This is a genomic window from Clostridium subterminale (assembly GCF_039521425.1).
GTDB classification, from domain to species: Bacteria; Bacillota; Clostridia; order Clostridiales; family Clostridiaceae; genus Clostridium_J; species Clostridium_J subterminale.
In genome coordinates this window covers 534,054-554,883 of the sequence record NZ_BAAACI010000007.1, presented here as the reverse complement: position 1 = coordinate 554,883, position 20,830 = coordinate 534,054, and the positions used below count along the sequence as shown (strand labels likewise).

Here is a 20,830-nt window from a genome sequence, read left to right as displayed (position 1 = left end):
CTTAGTGCATATAAAATAGATATAAATATAATGATGAATAGCAATAAGCAAGGTGAAATTTATAAGTAATGAACAAGTCGAAATTATTATAATTAAAACAAAAATTCTTGTAATTAAATAAAAACTGATTTACATATTAAAGATTAATTGAATATAAAGGATTTGAGAAGAAGGGAGTGCTAATTTTGAGTTTGTTTAGCAAGTCTAAGGTAAATAAGAGTGAAGAGTTAAAGAATAAGGAAATTCAAGTAAATATAGATAATAGCACCTTATTAAATAAGGAAGGTTATCATAAAGGAATTGATGTTGAAAATTCTAATAAGGAATCCATATGGAACAGAGATATAAAATTACAGGATCTTAAGTTTAAAAAAATAAAAAAAGTTAATGATGATAAACCTGCTAAACCTAAGAGTATAAAACTTGTAAGTCTTGATATAGGATCCAAAGATATAAAAATAGTTGAGGGACAAGTTAAGAATGGAAAAATAAAGGTTTATAGCATGAGTAAAATAAAATCTCCAGAGGACATTATCCAAGATGGAGAACTTTACAACGAAGATTCCATTTTACTTAAATTAAAGGAGGAAATGAAAAGTTCAGGGATGAAATCTAAGAATATAGCTATGGTTTCTTCCTCATCTACAATTATAAGTAGAGAGCTTATAGTTCCTTATGTGGAGAATAGTGAAGAATTAAGAACTTTAGTTAATTATGAAATAGAGCAATTTTTAGCTATAAATTTAAATAATTATGTAATTCAATTTATGAGTTTGGAAGAAGTTATAGTGGATAGTGTTAGGAAACAAAAAATATTTACTATTATATATCCAAAGAATCTTATTGATTCCTATAGAAACTTAGTTGAAAAGCTACTTGTAAATCCATATTCCTTAGATATAACAAATAACTCCATAAGAAAGCTTAGTAGTATTGCAGAGATATACAATGTGGATTTAATAAAGAAAGAAGAATCTGTATTGTATTTAGACTTAGGTCATAAAAATATAAACTTATCTATAGTTAATAATAATAAATTAGAGTTTATAAGAGTTATACCAATTGGTGGAATAGAGATAGATAAGTTTATTGTTGATTTAAATGGAATATCCATGGAGGAAGCAGAGGAAGTAAAGAAGACTCAGGTTGAAGTAGGAAAGCATAGAAAAGAAAATGAACTTAATGACGGAGTGGTAGAAGTTATAGAAGGCTGGCTAGATGATTTAAACAGAATAATACAGTTCTATACTAATAAAAGTAATGGGAAAAAGATTAATCATATATATTTATACGGTGGAACTTCCAAGCTGAAGGGAATAGATGAATATATAGCCTTAAAGACTGGGATAGAAACTACAAAAATCATTACAGTTAACAATATAGAATTTGATAAAAATATAAATACAACAACTATTGAAGAATATGTTAATGCATTAGGTGCATTAATAAGATTGTAGGTGAGATTATGAATGATTTGAATTTTTTTTATGTGGATACAAATAAAGAAAGTGATGCAGAAGTAAAGAAAGCCATTTTTAGTGCGGCAGCTATAGTTGGTGTAGGTATTATAGGAACATTAGCATTTAATGCCTTTGGAATTTATAGAGCTGAAAGTTCAATAAGCAATCTTAATAATAAAATCAATGAAGAAGCTTTTGTAGAAAGTTATAAAGAAAGCTTAGCTGCAGCTACAGAGAAAGAAACCTTTTCTACCTATAACAGTAAGCTAAATGAAATCTTCCGTGGCATAACTGATAGAAATAAATTGAGTCCTGAGTTTATAGAGGAGATAAACTATACCCTTCCTAAAGAAGTGTATTTTAAGTCTATGAATTTTGCAGCGGGCTCTATAGAAATAAACGCTACAGCTACAAATAGAGAGGCTATTGCTGAGTTCCAACATAATATTAATAATATTGAATTCATAGAAGAATCTCATATAGGTGGTATAGTGTCAGATTTAGGTGAAGGAGAAAAAGAGGTCTTTACCTTTACTATGACCTGTAAACTAAAGGAGGCATACTATAATGAAAGTAAGTAAAAGAGAAAAATTTTTATTAGGAGTATTAGTCCTCGTAATAATATGTGCAGGATACTATAAGCTAGTTTATGAAAAGCAATATGCTAAATTTCAAGAAGTTAAACAGCAAGAATCAGAGTTAAATAAGAAATATAATGAGATGCTTACCAATATAAATACTATTACAAAGAATAAAAGTGATATAAAGATTTTGAAGGATAGTATAGGTTCAAAATCTATGCTTTTATATCCTGAAATGTATCAAGATAGAATAATCATAGAGCTAAACAAACTGCTAAATGAAGCTGGAATCAAGGGAAGCTTAACTTTTTCTGAGGTTACAATATCTCCAATAGAAGCTTATTTTTCTGAAGTAGCAGAAGCTAAGGCAAAACCATCCCTAGAGCAGGTAGTGGAAGAATCAAATAAAGAAAAGACCAAGGAAGATGTAGAAGGAAAACTTGAGGAAACTAAAGAGCTTGGAGAAGAACAAGCTGATAAAAGAGATGAAGGAGAATCAAAGGAAACTAAGGTAGAGCAGATGAAGGTATCTGTATCCTTTAATGGTACCTATAAAAATGTTACTAAGTTTGTAAAGATAGTATCAGAATATGAAAGACTTTTAGCTATGCCAAATATAAACATTACTGCCTCAGGAAATGATGAAGTATCTGGAACCTTAGACTTAGAATTTTACTCCATACCTAAAATCAATTCTTATGAAGATGCAAAATATTTAAAATGGCCTTTTGATGAGAAGTACGGAAAGGAAAATCCTTTTTTAGAGGGAAGTCAAAGTTTATTAGCATCAAGAACTAATGAGGAAAACAAGTATGTCATAGTTATGGCTTTAAAAGGTGTGAATTCAGATTTACCAAGCTTAACCTTAGGAAAGGAAGATGATTTAACTAGAGAAACTTATATATATAACGATGAAAATAAAAAGGTAGATGTGGAGATTGAGGTAAATAAAGAAGGTGGCAAGTACTATATTAAGTACAAGACAGAGAAAGCTAGCTATCCATCAGATTACAGCAAAAACGGTATAGAGTTAAAGAATGTGGATGAAGAAAATATAAATATTGGAATATATTCATCTAAACGTATAGGTATCGATGACAAGGTAGGAGCAAATATAAAAGTAATAAACAACACTAATAATAAGAAGGTTTCATTGACCATAATTGATGATGATAAAACTAATCCAAGGGTGCAAATTACACCAGAAGGAAAGGTGGAGTATGTTAATAAATAAAGTTACTAAACCTAGAAAAAGTAAAAAAGGCTTTACTCTTCTAGAGGTAATAATTAGCTTTGCTCTAATTTCAATTATTCTTATTCCCATAGCTAACATAGTACTGACTTCTGTTAAGATTAATAAAACCACAGAAAATAAACAACAAGCTAAGGCAGTACTTCAGGAAACTGTAGAAAATATTAAGGCTATAGATAGTTTATCTAGTGCTGTATCCACTCCTTTAACCAATGGAATTACTTTAAGTGAGACCACAGGGGAGGATAATAAATTAATATATTCCCTTAGTGGGAATGTAAATGGGTTTTCTATAGAAGGCTATATAAAAGAAAATTCTGTGGTAACTAATAATAAAGTTAGTGAAATGAAGGTTGATAGAACTATATATTTTTATGATGGATCCATATCAATATCAAATAGTAAGGGGATTATAGGAGAAGCTATAAAAAAATCCATAGGTAATTCAGTGATACCTTCAGAGGAAGTTACTATAGAAATGAAAGAATCAGGGGAGATAAATGTTACTTATGGTAAAAGTATCATTGCTATCCCAAAACCAGAAGATAATGCATTACTGATATGCTTAAATGAGGATAGTGATAAGAAATTAAATTTAAGTGTAGAAAATAACAGCAAAGCAGAAAAATTAAAAATTTATCTATATAATGGGGAAAAAGTATCTGAAAGGCAAGATGTTATAATATCTAAATTTAATGGCCAAGTAGAGTTAATAGAAGGGGTTAAGGATAGTGAGGATATTATTAATGAAAAATTGTACTTTGTAGAACTAACAGCTGATAAAAATGGGGAAGTAGTAGAAACTATGAATTTAGAGCTACTTAAATAGCATAAGTAATTAAAAAGGGGTTTTAATAGAGTTATTAAATTAAGAGGAGGGAGAAGATGAGAAAAAGAAAGACTAAAGGTTCATCTATGTTACTTGTAATAGCTGTATTTGGTATATTAGCTACTTTGGCACTGGCTATGCTAGGGGCTACCTATGCAAACTATAAGCTAAGAGTAGAAGAGAACAATAGGGTTAAAAATCTTTATTCTGCTGAATCTGGAATTGATAAGGCTTATGCTAAAATGACTGAAGTGATAGAGATAGCTATAGAAGAAGGAATAAAAGAAGGTAATACTAAAAATACAATAAAGGAACAAAATGTAACTTTTAAAGAGGTTTATAACAAGTATTTAGGTGATAGTCTTGAGAGTTATGTATCTGGAGAATATGTAATAAATAATAACAAAGCAGTGGTGAAGTGCGAATTAAAGGCTCTTGCTAAGGAAAATGAGTCTTCAGACTATAAAATTGTTAAGATAACTTCTAACTATATAGATGCTAAAGGCAAAGAAAGAATAGTAAATGTCTCTTATAATTTAGCTACACCAGAAGACTATAGAGTTCTTGATAAAGCAGATGGAAAAACTTCTAAATTAATAAATTATACTTTAGCAGCAGATGGAAACTTAACTATTGCTACTGATTCATCCCATGTTAAGGATGGTAATCTTGAAATAGACGGAAACCTTTGGATTCAAGGTTTAAGAAGCAAAGACATGGCTAAAGCTCCAACCATAGATAAGTATAAGGGCGGAATTGAGATAAATAATACTGATACGGAATTTAACGGACAAGTTAATACAGCTGCTAATATTACCGTAGACAAAAGTAAGGTAATTATTAAGCCTATAGCTTTAAAAGATAAAGAAACTGATAATAAGGTTTATGCAGAAAATATATTCTTAGGAAACTTAGCACAAGGTGATGTGGAAGGTGGAATAGATGTAGATTGCAGTAAGGCAGATTTATATCTAGCTAATGATTTAGTTATAGGAGCTAGTGATGCAAAAATTAATATAAAAAATCTTTATGGCTTTAATGACTTAAATATTGATTCACCTACAGAGAATGGAGAAGTCGTAAGGGGTTCTAGCTCCATTATTATTAATTCTATGAAGTGGCCAAGTAATAAAGGTAAGGTGACAGTTAGTGACAGTGCATATTTAATGGGTTCTGCTTATATAAAGACTCATAATGAGCCTTATCAGACAGGAGAGTCTGTAGCCTTAAAGGGTAATTATAAGGCTTATACTAAGGACTTTCAAGGAAACTATAGTGATGACCAATATGAGTATTTAGACCCATTAGTGCTTATAACTAAAAATGCAGCAGGACAACCTTTAAATGTAGTGGATAAAGCAGAGCACTTTGTAGATTATAGTAATTCTGAAGATGCAGAGATAAGAGCAAGGGGAATATCATTGCCACAGAAAACTTATACTGCTGGAGCATATATTTCAGGAGAAAAAGTCCATGGAAATTCAGTGAGTATTAATACCAAAGAGGTTGATGCAGTAAAAAAGATGAAGGAAAGTTTTGTACGAGCTGTTTATTATATGGGAAATGAAGAGTATGATGCAAACAAATTTCCAGAGGGTAAGGCTATTTATACTGTAGAAAACCAAATAAATTGGGATGGTGTATCCTCATTAATTGCAGATAGAGGTAACATTATTGAGTTAGAAAATATGGTAATTGTCTTAAATGATGATGAAAATAGAGATATTGAAATTAACAATAATAAAATCATATTAAGACATGAAAGTAAAGCAGCTGCCTATAATAAGGAATTTAATAGGGATGCAATTAAGGATATAACCTATATAGTAGTAACCAAGGGCAATGTAAATTACATTGCAACTAAGGACTATAAAGGCACTATTATATCCCTAAAAGATATAAATATAAAGAATTCTAAGGGTATAATAGGAACTGCAAAATTATCAGAAGAGGATCTAAAGGATAAGAAGAATAAAGGTGTATTAGATTTTATCTTTACTCAAGGTAAAAACTTAGTAACAGAGAAAATTATACTAGCTACAGATTTGATTACAAAGGAAAAGTGGACACTAGAAAAATAAGTTATAGAGGTAGTGGGATGATGATTTTAAATAGAAAGAAAAAAGGGGTAACCTTAATAGAACTAGTAATAGCATTAGGGCTCCTATCTATAGTTACTTTATTCATATTCTCCTTTTTCTTTTCTAATGAAAGAAAGCTAGAGGCGATAAACACTAGATCTGACCTTCAATATGAAGCTAAGGTGATTTTAGATACTATATCTAAATATGCCATGGCAGCTACTAAATGTGAAGTAGATAAAGAACTTGATGGTACTGTAAAAGCTGTAAAAGCCATAACATTCTCAAGGGTTGAAGATGATGGTACAGTAACTAATGAAGGAGTTAAATTTATCATTGAAGAAAGTAATATTTATCTATCTACAAAAGAAGATGGAAAAAGGTTGATAGGTTCACATTTACAGCATATAAAAGCTTCAGATGATACCTCAAAGAGTATAGAAATTAAATTATCATTAAAAGAAGAGGATATAGATTATTCAGTAAAAGAAAGTTTTTTATTTAGAAATAGTCATAAGAAGTAATGATTTAAACTTCATTGGGAATAAAGTTCCCTCTAAAGCAAGGAAGTCTGTTAACAACCTACTAATGGTGATGGAGGTGGATAAAATGAAAAAAAGAATCGGTTACAAAGCAATATTGTGCATAGGACTTATTCTCTGTATGACAGTTACCCTAGTAATGACTTCTGCAACAAATGCCAGTGCTGAAGTAGCAACAAAGCCTACCTTTGATGTAAAGATAAATTCAGTATCCCCTGAATTCCCTAAGGTAGGAGAAGATATTACAGTAAGTGGAGAAATAGTTCCTAAAGAATTTGAATCAGAGGTTCCATCCAAGGAAATTGTATTAGTACTAGATGTATCGGGGAGTATGAAAGATGCTATTAATGTGGAATGTGCTAATGAAAGAGTAAAATATTGTACAACACATGGTAGGACTAGCTGTGAAGAAGATACTCCTTGTAGATTAGAAAAGCGTTTGTATAACAATTGGTATGGATGGTTATGGTATTGTAAAGAACATGGAGGATGGAGTTATAACTCTAATGAAGATTGTAACAATAGAATAACTCACCAATGGGTAGAAGATTATTGTACAGAACATGATAAAATCAGTTCACATACTGTTAGAACAACAAAGATAAAAGAGCTAAAAAAAGCAGCTAAGAACTTTGTAGATAAGATGAAGGATGTACCTAACTTAAAGATTAGTATAGTTGCATACTCTACAGAAGCAACTATAAATCCTAATGGTAAAAATGGTAATAAATATGTGTCAGATGTTGATAAGAGGAATGGTCATAATATACCTAATTATATTTCGATTGGTAATGAATTTATAAATATAGATGATAAGGTACTCACATCTATGATAGACGAGCTAGAACCTTTGGGAGGAACTAATACTGGGGAAGGCTTAAGAAAAGCTCAATATATGCTTGAAAATGGAAACCCTAATGCTAATAAAACTATAGTTTTGATGTCCGATGGATTACCAACATTTTATTCAGTGAAGTCAAGAAATAAAGAAAACTATACAATTATAGATAAAGAAAATCCAAATTTCGCTGGAAGTGGAAGTAACGTAACTGAGGAGACTGTTTCCTATGCCACTACCATTGGAGAAATTGTAAAAGAAACAGCAAACAATGTATTTTCTATTGGGTATGATTTAGGAGATGAAAATAGTACAAGTAATAAAACGTTAAAAAGTATCCATGAATCTATGGGGGGAGTAGGTAAAAACTTTTTTGCATCTAATGATGGAGCCATAGATAATGTATTCCAACAGATAGCTACAGAAATATTATCTACTTATGCTATTAATAATGTAAAAATGGAACTGAATCTTAAATCAGGATTTTCTCTAAGTGTTGGAGGAAATAATGTAGACATTGATAATATATTATATAAAACTGATGGTGAGATTAAAAATGGCAAGGTGACCTATAAAGCAGACCCTGTACATTTTAAATTTATAATTAAAAGTGAAGTAGCAGGACAGCATGAACTCTTTAATGGGTCTACAGTGAGTTTCCCTTGGAAGAACGAGAACATAATTGCTCCAGTACCTAGCATAAATGTCAACATAGATAAAAATGAATTACCTAATATTACAGCTAGGCTAACAAGTCAAGCTGAAGTACAGGCTTATTCAGGAGATGAAATAAAGGTAACCTATGATGTAATAGGAGAAGATTTTACCTATAAAGATAGTAGCAGTAATATGAGGGGAAAAGATATAGCTATAGTATTAGATGTATCAAAGTCTATGCTAAAAGGTGGAAAATTAGATGAGATAAAAACTGCTTTGATAGATTCATTAATTAACAACAGTGGCTTAGCCGGTGATAATGTAAACTTTAGTTTAATAACTTTTAATAATAAATATGAAGTACATTCTGAGCTAACTAATAATCGAAATGAAATGATAAAAATGATTCAAGCTATAGATATCGAAGATAATGGAAAAGAGGATAACAATGCAAGGCAGATAGGCGATGCTATGGTAAAGGCAAAGGAAATACTTGATGCTAAAAATGATAATGCAGATAAATATATGGTGTTAATTGCATCAGATCATTTAAACTACAATAATCAAAAGCTTCCTAATTTAGATGATGAAAAGTATAATATCATGAGCTTAAATTTAAAAAAGGGAAATAAATGTTTAGATCAATTGCATAAAGAAATGGGGGAAACTCTAGAAAATTATTTTATAAGTGAAGATAAAAGCGGTGATGATATAAAGAATCCTTTAATGGGTGATTTAGCTGATAGAATAATTTCTCAAGGTAGATATAATGATTATGTAATTCCAACAGAATTTAGAGTAAACTTAGGCGATAATTTTACCATGGTTTCTAGTGCTAAATCCTTAAAAGATGGAATAGCAACAATTGAAGGACCACAGGTTAAATATATAAGTAAAGGTGATGGAAAATACCAAGCTGAAAGTAAAGCTTATAAAGTGAGTTTTACAATAAAACCTAACCAGGATAAAAACGGAATGCTATCCTTTGGAGATAATAATGTAATAGCCTATAATAACTTACTTAAAGAAGAGGTTACAAAGGGAATACAAACTCCTAAAGTAAATATAATATCTCCAGTAAAAGACTTAGCCCATGGATTAGATAACGGACTTATAAGTGGTGGATATAGTGTCGCAGAGGGAGAGGTACGTATAGCTAATGATATGAAGGTTAATATAGCATCCGTAGCTACTATATCATCTAGCAATGTCAATGTGGAACTTAGAATAAATAAGGATATAGATTTACAGGATTTAAGTAAGATAAAGATTTATACTATTAAGGATGGGAATTTAATTGAAATAGATTGTGATATAACCAGTATTGGTGAGAATGAAACACAAAATTGTTATAATATTAAACTATCATCAGATATAAAGGGAGAAACCCAGGTAGTGGTAAGATATCAGTGTAAGATGCCAAATGATACTTCCGGTGAAGAAAATGGTTCTTATGAAAATAATATTTTATTTAATAAGGAAGAGAAAACCTTTAGACTTAAAAAAGAAACTTTACCTGATTTATTTTAAAGTTTTTAGTATAAATATGCATTATCTCACTATAATTAATTAATAAATTATAGTGAGATAATGGAAAAATTATCACTAATAATGTATAATTATTATATAAGTCGATAAATTTCTACAAAATTTAGAAAATAGGTTAAAAGTTTTCCTTGACAAACATACTTATTTTAAATAAAATAGGTGTAATCAATTAATAAATTATGAATAAATAACTCATATATCCCTTGAATATGGCAAGGAGTTTCTACCGGAAACCGATAAATTTCTGACTATGAGTAAAAGTAACCATGTTGAATATTTCGTTGAATTTATAGACATGCTTAATTTTACTTGTATTTACGTAATATGAACTCTCAAGAAGTTATATTATGGGTAGAAAGTAAATTTTAGGCATGTTTTTGTTTATGTTTTAATTGAATTTAAAATATAACCAAAAACTATGTTAGAGAATTTATACGATGATTTTAATTGATTTGAGAATATAAGTATAACTAAAGTTAATTATAAAGAAAATAATATAGAAGGAGAGGATTTAAATTATGGCAAAGATATTAAAACAAGGATACACTTTTGATGACGTATTATTAGTTCCAAATAAATCTGAAGTTTTACCAAAGGATGTTAGCTTTAAAACGAACTTAACTAAAACTATAAAACTTAACCTACCATTAATAAGTGCTGGAATGGATACAGTAACTGAAAGTAAGATGGCAATAGCTATGGCCCGTGAAGGTGGAATTGGAATTATCCATAAGAATATGTCTATAGAAGCTCAAGCAAGCGAAGTAGATACAGTTAAAAGACAAGAAAATGGAGTAATTGTAAATCCATTCTCCATAGGAAAAGATAATGTTATACAAGATGCATTAAACATAATGTCTAGATATAGAATATCTGGAGTGCCAGTAACTGAAAATGGCAAACTAGTTGGTATCATTACTAATAGAGATATAGTATTTGAAACTGATTTTAGTAAAAAAGTAAGTGAAGTGATGACTAGTGAGAATCTAGTTACCTCAAAAGAGGGAACAAGTATTGAAGAAGCTAAGGCAATACTTGCAAAACATAAAATCGAGAAACTACCCTTAGTAGATAAAGATTTTAATCTTAAAGGGTTAATTACAATAAAAGATATAGAAAAAGCTGTGAAATTCCCTAATGCTGCAAAGGATGCTTCAGGAAGATTACTTTGTGGAGCTGCAGTAGGAGTTACAAAGGATATGATGATAAGAGTTGATGCCTTAGTTAAAGCTCACGTAGATGTTATAACTATAGATACAGCTCATGGACACTCTAAAGGTGTTATAGATGCAGTAAGCCAAGTTAAAGAAAAATATCCAGAGCTACAAGTAATAGCAGGTAATATTGCAACAGCAGAAGGAACAAGAGCTTTAATTGATGCTGGAGCAGATTGTGTTAAAGTGGGTATAGGACCTGGATCTATCTGTACTACAAGAGTAGTTGCAGGTGTTGGAGTTCCTCAACTTACAGCAGTTATGGACTGTGTTGAAGAAGCAGAAAAATCAGGAGTTCCAGTTATAGCTGATGGAGGAATAAAATACTCAGGCGATATCGTTAAGGCACTAGCTGCTGGAGCTAAAGTTTGTATGATGGGTTCAATGTTTGCAGGTTGCGCCGAAGCACCTGGTGAAATAGAAATATATCAAGGTAGAAGTTACAAGGTATATAGAGGAATGGGTTCTTTAGGAGCTATGGCAAACGGAAGTAAGGATAGATACTTCCAAGAAGATAACAAGAAATTAGTACCAGAAGGTGTTGAAGGAAGACTTCCATTTAAGGGTAGCGTAGTAGATACTATATACCAACTAATAGGTGGTATTCGCTCAGGAATGGGATACTTAGGAGCACCTACACTAAATGATTTATATGAAACTGCAAACTTCGTAGTTCAAACTTCAGCTGGATTTAGAGAAAGTCATCCACATGATATAGTAATTACTAAGGAAGCTCCAAATTATAGTGTAAATCAATAATCTAAAAAGGAGAGCTTAATTTATGGATAGAGAATTAGTATTAGTTGTTGACTTTGGTGGTCAATATAATCAATTAATAGCAAGAAGAGTAAGAGAGCATGGAGTATATTGTGAGATAATCCCATATAGTACTTCTGTTGAAAAAATAAAAGAATTAGATCCAAAGGGAATAATATTCACTGGTGGACCTAACAGTGTTTACGGAGAAGGCGCTCCAAGAGTAGATAAGGAATTATTTGAATTAAATATACCTATTCTAGGGATCTGCTATGGTGCTCAGCTTATGTCTCATGTTTTAGGTGGAGTTGTTAAGACTGCTACTGTTAGAGAATATGGAAAGACAGATGTTAACTTAAGTACAGACAATAAATTATTTGATGGAATTAAGGAAAAACAATGCTGGATGAGTCACACTGACTTTATAGAAAGTGCGCCACAAGGCTTTGAAATCATAGGTCATACAGATGAGTGTCCTATAGCTGCAATGGCAAATGAAGAAAGAAAACTTTATGGAGTTCAATTCCATCCAGAAGTTCAACATACTTTATTTGGAACAGAAATGCTTAAAAACTTCCTATACAATGTATGTGAAGTTAAGGGAGACTGGTCTATGTCTGCCTTTGCAGAAGAAAAGATTGCACAAATTAAAGAATTAGTTGGAGATAGAAAAGTACTTTGCGCATTATCAGGTGGAGTTGATTCATCTGTTGCAGCAGTACTTGTTCATAAAGCAATAGGTAAAAACCTAACTTGCGTATTTGTAGACCATGGTCTACTTAGAAAAGATGAGGGAGACCAAGTTGAGAAGATATTCAGAGAAGGTTTTGATATGAACCTTATAAGAGTAAATGCTCAAGAGAGATTCCTTGGAAAACTTAAAGGTGTTTCTGATCCAGAGAGAAAAAGAAAAATCATTGGAGAAGAATTCATCAGAGTTTTTGAAGAAGAATCAAATAAACTTGGTAAAATGGACTTCTTAGTTCAAGGAACTATTTATGCTGACGTTGTAGAGAGTGGAACTAATTCATCAGCTACAATTAAGAGTCACCACAATGTAGGAGGACTTCCAGAAGACATAGAATTTGAACTAATAGAGCCATTAAGAGAATTATTTAAAGATGAAGTAAGAGCTGTAGGAGAGGAAATTGGAATTCCACACCACTTAGTATGGAGACAGCCATTCCCAGGACCAGGACTTGCAATAAGAGTACTTGGTGAAATTACAGAAGAGAAGCTACACATAGTAAGAGAAGCAGATGCTATATTTAGAGAAGAGGTTGCTAATGCAGGCCTTGAAAGTGAAATCTGGCAGTACTTCGCTTGCTTACCAAATATAAGATCAGTAGGAGTTATGGGGGATGAAAGAACCTATAGCCATACAGTAGCCTTAAGAGGAGTTACATCTTCTGATGGAATGACATCAGACTGGGCAAGAATCCCTTATGATGTACTTGATAAGGTATCTAGAAGGATTGTTAATGAAGTTAATGGAGTAAACAGAATTGTTTATGATATCACTTCAAAACCACCTTCAACTATAGAGTGGGAGTAACATATATTCTAATAGATTCAGATATTACTCTATCAATTGCTGGGTAGAGTAATATCTCTTAAACCCTAATGTATTTATACATGTTAACATGTTTAAATAAATCACACCCAAGAAAGCAGTCATGAGTTTCTATATAATTTAGAAATTTCATGACTACTTTTTTATTTATTATTAATAGGCAACGTAAATATTAAGTAATAGCTTATAGTTTTAAATAAAATAAAACAGTAAAAATATTTGTTGAATTCATATGAAGATTTATCTATTAAAATGGTACCATTCTCTTTACAAAAGAATAACATGATATTGTAAAGGAGATGATTAAAAATGAACTTAGAAGTACATGATTATGACAGAGATTCCCAATCCTTACGTGATGAATGTAGAAAGTACATGTACTGTCACGTTATGTTAATAATGAGAGATGGAACTATGATGGATGGAATTATTGAAAATGTGGATCCGGAGCGTGTTACCATGTTGATGGGTGAGGACGTAATGGAGCAAGATGGTGATGATCAATATGGTCAACCTCGACAATTTGGCTCTCATGGTCGTCCTAGAAGAAAATTCAGACGTTTCAGACGTAGACATTTTCCATTTAGAGACTTATCTAGATTATTCTTATTTTTTACTCCATTTCCATTCTAAAATACTTATTAGTTAGGAATGCTTAATAAACAGATGAACAGCTAGTGTGGCTTCTTATAATTAAATGAAGATGTTATTTAAAAGTGAGCTTGAATAAAATCACCCAAGAGCCCTAGGTAAGAAAATTACCTGGGGTTTTCTTTGATATTTTTATGGTTAGCTAATTTAAAATGTAATAGTATAATTGATAAAAATAGTGAAAAATTTAATTTTAATTATATAGATTTAAATTAAATTTAGAAGAAGAAAATAACTTAGAAATATAACACTCTAATATTATGTTAATAGGATTATGTAGTGAATGAAAGGAGGATTTTAAATGGACAGTACAAGGAAAAAGATAGCTATTGCTTTAACAGAAGTAAACACTATAAGAATAAGAGGCTGATTTGCACCTCTTATTTATTTGTATCTAAGAAAATAATATAAATAATTAGAATTTAAAATCCATTCTCTAGGAATAATAAACCTAATGTCATGGGAATGGAGAGTGCTAGTGTGAAAAATTTTAAGGTAATGGTTTTAATAATACTAATCACTTCTTTTATAGGTAACTCACCTATAGAGGTTTTAGCATTACAAAATAATAAGACAAAAGATGATGGCAAGAGAATAGTTGAAATATGCAATAAAGTAAGAACTACTCCTGTGGACGAGAAAGAATTATTAAAGTTGACAAGAGAAGGATTAAGCAAAGAGGATGCTGAGTTTTATATAAGACTTGATGAGATAGTGAGAAGATTAGAAGAATGTGATGTGGAAGTAATATTAGATAATTCCATAGGAGATATAACTGATAGAGACTTTAGAAATAATAAGGATTACTATAGAAATCAAATACTAAAAGGAGATAAAGTAGCTTTAAAGAAAGCCTTTAAATCTCTAAAAAATATCTTTAGTGGAGAAGAATACACAGAAAAGGTAATTAATACTTTTAGTAATAAATCTGCCTATGAAATAATTTATCCTGATGGTTCGAAGATTACCTATAATACTAAAAACTCTCAAAGAGAGAATTTAAATAAAGAAGAAAGTACTAAAAAACCAGTTGTATCTAACGTTGGATATGAAGAAACTCTCATGGAAGAAGGAGTTTCATATGCCTATGGACAGGTGGAAACTAAAGAAGCAGAGTGGTCCTTTGAATCAGAATTATCCTATTCTAAGGTACATCTATATACAGAATTTTTACTAGACGAGGATAAGATATCAAAGATTAACTATGCTAGAGGTGGTCAGTCTTCCTATGGAGTAGTTAATATTGCCAATAGCACTGGAGCCACTATTTCTAGAACCTATAGCGGAGGTAAAGATATACCCGCAGAAGCAAGAAATGAAGTTATATTTAACGTAACTGGTTCCTTTGGAGCTTCCTTTTTAATCTTGTCCATTGGAGTAAATCCAGGATATAATTGGACTCAATATATAATATTTAGACTTTATGAAGTAGAAAAAATAGATGATAAATATAGAGCGCACTACAAATGGTACGCCGCTACATACAAGTAAAGCGAGAAAAAATATCTAAAGAGGAATTTCATATGAATACACATAAGAAGATAGGTAAAAGAATTGATAAAAAAATGTATAAGAAAAATAGAAGAATTTTTATGATTTCAGTTATAGGGTTATTATTATTAATTACAGCTATTCTCATTAAGAATGATTTATTTAAAGAAACCATGGGGACAAGAAGTGGCAACTTCCCTAAAAAAGATGAAGAACCCTTTGAAGTAAAGTTAACAGACAAGATAACCTATCTTCTATCTAAGAACCTTAACATAGGTGAAGATAGAATATCTATTCTAAATGTATCAGATATACAAAAGGATAAATTAGTCATGTTTTTATATGAAGACAATGGTAAAAACTATGAGGGGTTATGCAAATTAAGTAAAGTAGAAAATTCTTATAACATCATAGCAACTTCTACAAAAGAGGTAGATAAATATGCTCCTTTTACAGTGAATGTAATGGAAACAAAGGTAAGTCTCACTGAGAATTATAAAATCCTTGGAGGAGTAATAAATGACCCCAATATAAAAAGTATAAATATTAATTTTGATAATAACACCATGACTAATATATTAATTGGAGAAGATAAATCATTCTTTTATGTAATAGAAGAAAATGAGATAGATATTTTAACTATAGAAGCATTAGACAATTCTCTTAAAATATTTTATAAATGGTACAGCAAAGAAAAAGTAATATAAGATGAAAAGAAACTTAGTATAAAAGCAATATACTGAGTTTCTTTTATATTTAATAACATATAAGTCCTATTATTATTTCAAAAATTCAATACATATAAGTAGAAAACTTTATAGATGATTAAGGATGAATGGTGTTAAATGGATAATAAATGATGTAAAGGTTCTAAGCGAAACATGACTTCTAGCAATAAACTAATCATATTTATGAATTTTAAACATATGGATAAAAAAGAACATATAATATGTTTGCTTAAATGGTAGACTAATGTACAATATAAGTATGTACAAGTAAAAAAAATACAAATAAATAAAAAAATACAAATAAATAAAAATTATAGAAGATGTGTATCCTTAAGATTTTTGAGAACACAGAAGAAATAATTTTAATTTTATTTGATTTTAATAGGAGGAAAAAGATGGATCCATTTATTTATATTTTTTTAGTAGACAATGATTCTTATTTCTATGATGTTAATAAAAATGAGATTATTAAAATTTCAAATGAGTCTTTTAAAATACTCGATGGAATTAAAAATAATGATTCTAGTGAAATCAAGCTAAATAATGAACTTTTACAATTAAAAGAAAAGGGCTATTTATCAGAGCATAGGCCTAAAAGTATTGAACATCCTACTACGAATTCTTTAGACACATTACTTTCTAGAAATTTATCATTACTTACAATACAATTAACTCAAAATTGTAATCTTAGATGTTCATATTGTCCATATACTTCTAATGATGGAACTAATAGAACTCATAGCAATAAATCAATAGACATATCAATAGCTCAAAAAGCAATTTCATTTCTTAAAGAACATTCTGTAGATAGTGAGTATGTAACAATTGGATTTTATGGAGGGGAACCTATTTTAGAAATAAAAACATTGGAATATATTGTTAATTATTCTAAGAATATTTTCTATGGAAAGAGGGTTAAATATACAATAACTACAAATGGTACATTATTGGATAACGAAATGCTAAAGTTTCTTGAAGAAAATAATTTCAGTTTAGTATTTAGTATAGATGGTCCTCAGGAAATTAATGATATGAATAGAAAGTATGCTGAATCTTCAAATAGTGTATTTTTTAATGTTGTAGATAAAATAAATTTCATATATAAAAACCTACCTAAACTCTTTAAATCAACTTTTATAAATATGGTTATAGATCCTAAGTATGGACTTGATGTATATGAAAATTTGTTTGAACAATATGAAGCTTTAAGTAAAATAATGGTATCAACTTCAATATTAGACGATGTATATAAGACTTCTAAAAATACAATTTCTAAAGAATTCATTGAACAATATGCTTCAAGAAAAAAAGATTATATAGAGTATTTGTTCCTTGGGAATAATCCTAAAAAGCCTTTTATTAATATGAGTTTTTATGAATCTTTGTTTTTAAAATCTGTAGAAAAATTAGTTAATGGGTTATATCCTAGTGGTGGATTAGGTGAAACTTCGTGTCCTTCAGGGCAATGTATACCAGGTAATACTAGATTAATGGTGGATGTTGATGGAAATTTTTATCCCTGTGAAAGAGTAAGTGAAGAAGGTCAAATAAATATAATAGGAAATGTAGATATTGGATTAAGTAAAGAAAAAACAAATTATATGTTGAATATAGGGAAAAATGGTGGGAATAATTGTTTAAAATGCTTTGCAATAAGGTATTGTAATATTTGTGTTAAACTCTATGAAAAAAAACTACTTAATAAGAATTCAAATATGATAAACGAGTGTAGAGATTGTAAGGCCTCATTTCATGATTATTTAATAGAATATGTAAGATTTAACAAGGATTATATGGAGGTAAAACATGGAGAAAAATAAAAGTAAGTTAATATATCCTTTTACAGTGGACACCTATCCATTGGCAAAGCTTTTTTCCAAGAAAGATATGGATGTAACCTTTGCATCACCTGAAGGACTCTCTCTTGTAGGAAAGGATTTATCATATTGTGTAAATCGTGAAAAAATTAATAAAAATGTTGTTAACTTGGACAAGGCGTTGCAACAAAATAAATATGACGAGATACTAATTCCAACTTTCAATAATTATGAATTGCTAAAAAGTGATTTAAATAAAATTATTCAATATGCAACTCATAGAAACATAGAGGTAAATTCGTTGGACGAATTAGATGAATTTAAAGATGATATTAAGAAAATAAACCAAGAAGGTGCGCATAAGTTAGAACATATAATGAATAGTCTTAATACAGTAAATGCAAAGTATTATGAGGATGTTAAAGCTATAGTAATATTTGTTGTTGGTCTATTTGAAACTATTGATTCAACTTTAATATCTATGATAACAGCAGACTTTTTTAATGATAGTAGTTATAATGTAAAAATTATATCAAATAAAAAGGAATGTATCTTAAATAATGGATATAATTACCCATTAGATTTTTTAAATAGCAAAGATATTTCAAAGAGAATTATTTCTTTAAATAGATTTATTCAAGCCTTGGAGATTAGTGAATCACCAGATATTATATTTGTTGATATACCAGGGGGACTTTTACGTAAGGATGAGTTTTGGCATAACGATTTTGGACTCTATCTCCACCAAATAGGATTATCAGTGAAACCTGATTATATAATATCTACAATCCCTTTTAATATGGCAAACAGTGAATTTTTTGATGGATTAAATAAACATATTATAAGTGAATTTAATAAAAAAATTGATGTATTTAGTATTACAAATACATTAATTAATACAGAGCAACATGTAGTAGAAAACATAGATAGACCGGTTTATACAGATTTACAACCTTTCATGGAAGATATCAAGGAACTTAAGGAAAAAAGGTCAGATGTTATGTATTTAGATAATCTGAGTGAGTTTATGGAGTTAAAAACCAAAATCATAAAAGATTTATCGTAGAATAAATAATAAAATAGATAAACTAAATTAGTTATAAACATTTTGCATGCTAGAAATCTATACATGAAAGGGGAAGGTATATATGAAAAAATTAAATAATAATTTGGGCAATAAAAATACAATTAGTGATATTATGGCAGTATGTAGATGCACTGCTTCATGCGCTTGCACATCGGGACAATTCGCCTATACATCATTATTGAACGATAATCGTAGGTTATCTAACGTGACATCAACCACGAGTGGACCAGAGCCATATTAAACAAAAAAATTAGATAGGTCAATAAGTCTTATAGTATAGTGAGTATGGCATGCATTATATTTAGATAAATATGTGTAAATGATATCATTTAATTTTCTAAGTACAATATTTTTTAAAGCCTATAGAATTCTAGGGTTTTAACTTAGGAGGTGAATCGATTTGGATTTATTTAAATATGAGTTCAAAAGAGCATTAAAAAAACCAATAACATTTTTATTCATTGCATTGATTATTTTTCTTGGCGTAAATGTGTATACAGAAATGAGTTTTTTTAACTCCAAAATAAAATATAATAGAGAAATTCCCGGATCGTATGATGTAGTCGGTGGTAGTACTAGAGTTCACATAGAAGGGAATAGAAAATTTGCTTTAAAGGAACAAAAGCATGATGAAGTATATATGTTAGATAATTTAGTTAAATATGCAGAAAAGGCAGTAGAAAACTATGAGAAAGGCAATTATAAAGAAGCTTATAAAAATGATTTGATACTTTATATGATACACACGAGATTATATTGCCCCATAGATGAAAGTGAACTTTTAAAGACCAATATTATTGACATATGGAATGAGCTATTACCCGAAATTGAATATGATATCTTTGAAAGTTCAAATTCAGAAGCTATCCTTACAGCTGATGAAATTAAAGGTAATTGTGTACAAATGAAATATAAATATGACATATATAATAAGGATATTAGATATATTGACAATTACTCCTTAAACAATGTGACTTTTATTTATAATATGATAGATAAAATTTTACCTATTATAATATGTTTAGCTGTTGTTTTAGTTAGTTTCAATTGTATTAGTGATGAGTATAGATTAGGAATAACTAAAAATATTTTAGCTCAGCCGTTTAAGAGAAATAAATATTATATAACCATGGCACTAGCTAACTTCTTAGCTGTTTTCCTTATTGTAGCAGGAACAACTTTAATAATGAGTTTATTTGTAGGAACTATATCAGACTTTCATTCCTTTGATACACCAATTTTAACACATATCAATCAATGGAATACTTTGAATATAAAAGGCATGGATTTAAAAGAAGCATATAATGTTACCTTACAAAAGGCATATTTGGGGCCTGTGGAGATTAGCTATAATGATTTAGGAAAGAACCTATTTAATAGTGTAGCTTTTATAAGTTTTAGAAAATTTTTAATACAAGCTTTATCATTGTTTTTTATGTATACTTTCTTACTTACAACTATTTCTGTATTTGTATCTTCAATATTTAAGGATAAAATAAAATCCTTAATAGTATTAATAGTTATTAATGCCATAGGCTATATAAGCTCATATTTTTATCCAAGCATATTTAATATATTTAGCATGGGTAATGCAATAAAAATAATAACGGGAAGTATTAATTTCACATTACTAGGAAGTTTCATTGTGTTATCTATAGGTATATTTATTTCTATATTAATCAGTACAAGTTATCTTAAAAGAAAAGATATAACTGGTTAGGGAGG

15 protein-coding genes and 1 riboswitch are annotated in these 20,830 nt (G+C 29.7%); all 15 genes read left to right on the top strand.

From position 1 onward, the window contains the following. The first annotated feature begins 185 nt into the window (after nucleotides 1-185). The 15 genes from pilM (at nucleotide 186) to ABDZ93_RS16080 (ending at nucleotide 20,825) form a co-directional block, all read left to right on the top strand. The gene (pilM, locus tag ABDZ93_RS16150; RefSeq protein WP_343827501.1) at nucleotides 186-1,457 is read left to right on the top strand and encodes a pilus assembly protein PilM; all 1,272 of its coding nucleotides are present in this window, start codon (nucleotides 186-188) and stop codon (nucleotides 1,455-1,457) included. A gap of 8 nt (nucleotides 1,458-1,465) precedes the next feature. Then, nucleotides 1,466-2,041 (top strand): PilN domain-containing protein, encoded by a 576-nt coding sequence (locus ABDZ93_RS16145; protein ID WP_343827500.1) that lies wholly within the window; start codon nucleotides 1,466-1,468, stop codon nucleotides 2,039-2,041. Next, nucleotides 2,028-3,275, top strand: a complete 1,248-nt coding sequence (locus tag ABDZ93_RS16140) for a hypothetical protein (RefSeq protein WP_343827499.1) — start codon at nucleotides 2,028-2,030, stop codon at nucleotides 3,273-3,275. Before ABDZ93_RS16145 ends, ABDZ93_RS16140 begins: the two co-directional genes overlap by 14 nt. After that, nucleotides 3,262-4,122 (top strand): type IV pilus modification PilV family protein, encoded by an 861-nt coding sequence (locus ABDZ93_RS16135; RefSeq protein WP_343827498.1) that lies wholly within the window; start codon nucleotides 3,262-3,264, stop codon nucleotides 4,120-4,122. The genes ABDZ93_RS16140 and ABDZ93_RS16135 overlap by 14 nt, the downstream gene beginning before the upstream one ends. Before the next feature lie 56 nt (nucleotides 4,123-4,178). Further along, nucleotides 4,179-6,203, top strand: a complete 2,025-nt coding sequence (locus tag ABDZ93_RS16130) for a pilus assembly FimT family protein (RefSeq protein WP_343827497.1) — start codon at nucleotides 4,179-4,181, stop codon at nucleotides 6,201-6,203. Nucleotides 6,204-6,220: 17 nt separating this feature from the next. Next, on the top strand, nucleotides 6,221-6,727 hold the full coding sequence (locus ABDZ93_RS16125; RefSeq protein WP_343827496.1) for a PilW family protein: 507 nt from the start codon (nucleotides 6,221-6,223) through the stop codon (nucleotides 6,725-6,727). A gap of 85 nt (nucleotides 6,728-6,812) precedes the next feature. Beyond that, entirely contained in the window at nucleotides 6,813-9,770 is a 2,958-nt protein-coding gene (locus tag ABDZ93_RS16120; RefSeq protein WP_343827495.1) for a vWA domain-containing protein, read from the top strand. Nucleotides 9,771-9,960: 190 nt separating this feature from the next. Then, nucleotides 9,961-10,059: riboswitch (purine riboswitch) on the top strand. Nucleotides 10,060-10,306: 247 nt separating this feature from the next. Then, nucleotides 10,307-11,761, top strand: coding sequence for an IMP dehydrogenase (gene guaB / locus ABDZ93_RS16115; RefSeq protein WP_343827494.1), 1,455 nt, complete (start codon nucleotides 10,307-10,309; stop codon nucleotides 11,759-11,761). A 22-nt stretch (nucleotides 11,762-11,783) separates the two neighbouring features. Beyond that, nucleotides 11,784-13,313, top strand: coding sequence for a glutamine-hydrolyzing GMP synthase (guaA, locus tag ABDZ93_RS16110; RefSeq protein ID WP_343827493.1), 1,530 nt, complete (start codon nucleotides 11,784-11,786; stop codon nucleotides 13,311-13,313). 327 nt (nucleotides 13,314-13,640) lie between these two features. Beyond that, nucleotides 13,641-13,964 carry a hypothetical protein gene (locus tag ABDZ93_RS16105; protein WP_343827492.1) on the top strand — a complete coding sequence of 108 codons (324 nt, stop codon included), beginning with the start codon at nucleotides 13,641-13,643 and terminating at the stop codon, nucleotides 13,962-13,964. Between the two features lie 498 nt (nucleotides 13,965-14,462). Next, nucleotides 14,463-15,473 (top strand): hypothetical protein, encoded by a 1,011-nt coding sequence (locus ABDZ93_RS16100; protein ID WP_343827491.1) that lies wholly within the window; start codon nucleotides 14,463-14,465, stop codon nucleotides 15,471-15,473. A gap of 32 nt (nucleotides 15,474-15,505) precedes the next feature. Then, a complete protein-coding gene (locus ABDZ93_RS16095) occupies nucleotides 15,506-16,180 on the top strand; it encodes a hypothetical protein (RefSeq protein WP_343827490.1) in 675 nt (224 codons plus the stop codon). 416 nt (nucleotides 16,181-16,596) lie between these two features. Next, complete coding sequence (locus ABDZ93_RS16090; protein WP_343827489.1) at nucleotides 16,597-18,021, top strand: radical SAM protein; 1,425 nt, start codon at nucleotides 16,597-16,599, stop codon at nucleotides 18,019-18,021. Next, complete coding sequence (locus ABDZ93_RS16085) at nucleotides 18,008-19,084, top strand: P-loop NTPase family protein (RefSeq protein WP_343827488.1); 1,077 nt, start codon at nucleotides 18,008-18,010, stop codon at nucleotides 19,082-19,084. Before ABDZ93_RS16090 ends, ABDZ93_RS16085 begins: the two co-directional genes overlap by 14 nt. 421 nt (nucleotides 19,085-19,505) lie before the next feature. After that, complete coding sequence (locus ABDZ93_RS16080) at nucleotides 19,506-20,825, top strand: ABC transporter permease subunit (RefSeq protein ID WP_343827487.1); 1,320 nt, start codon at nucleotides 19,506-19,508, stop codon at nucleotides 20,823-20,825. Nucleotides 20,826-20,830: the final 5 nt, after the last annotated feature.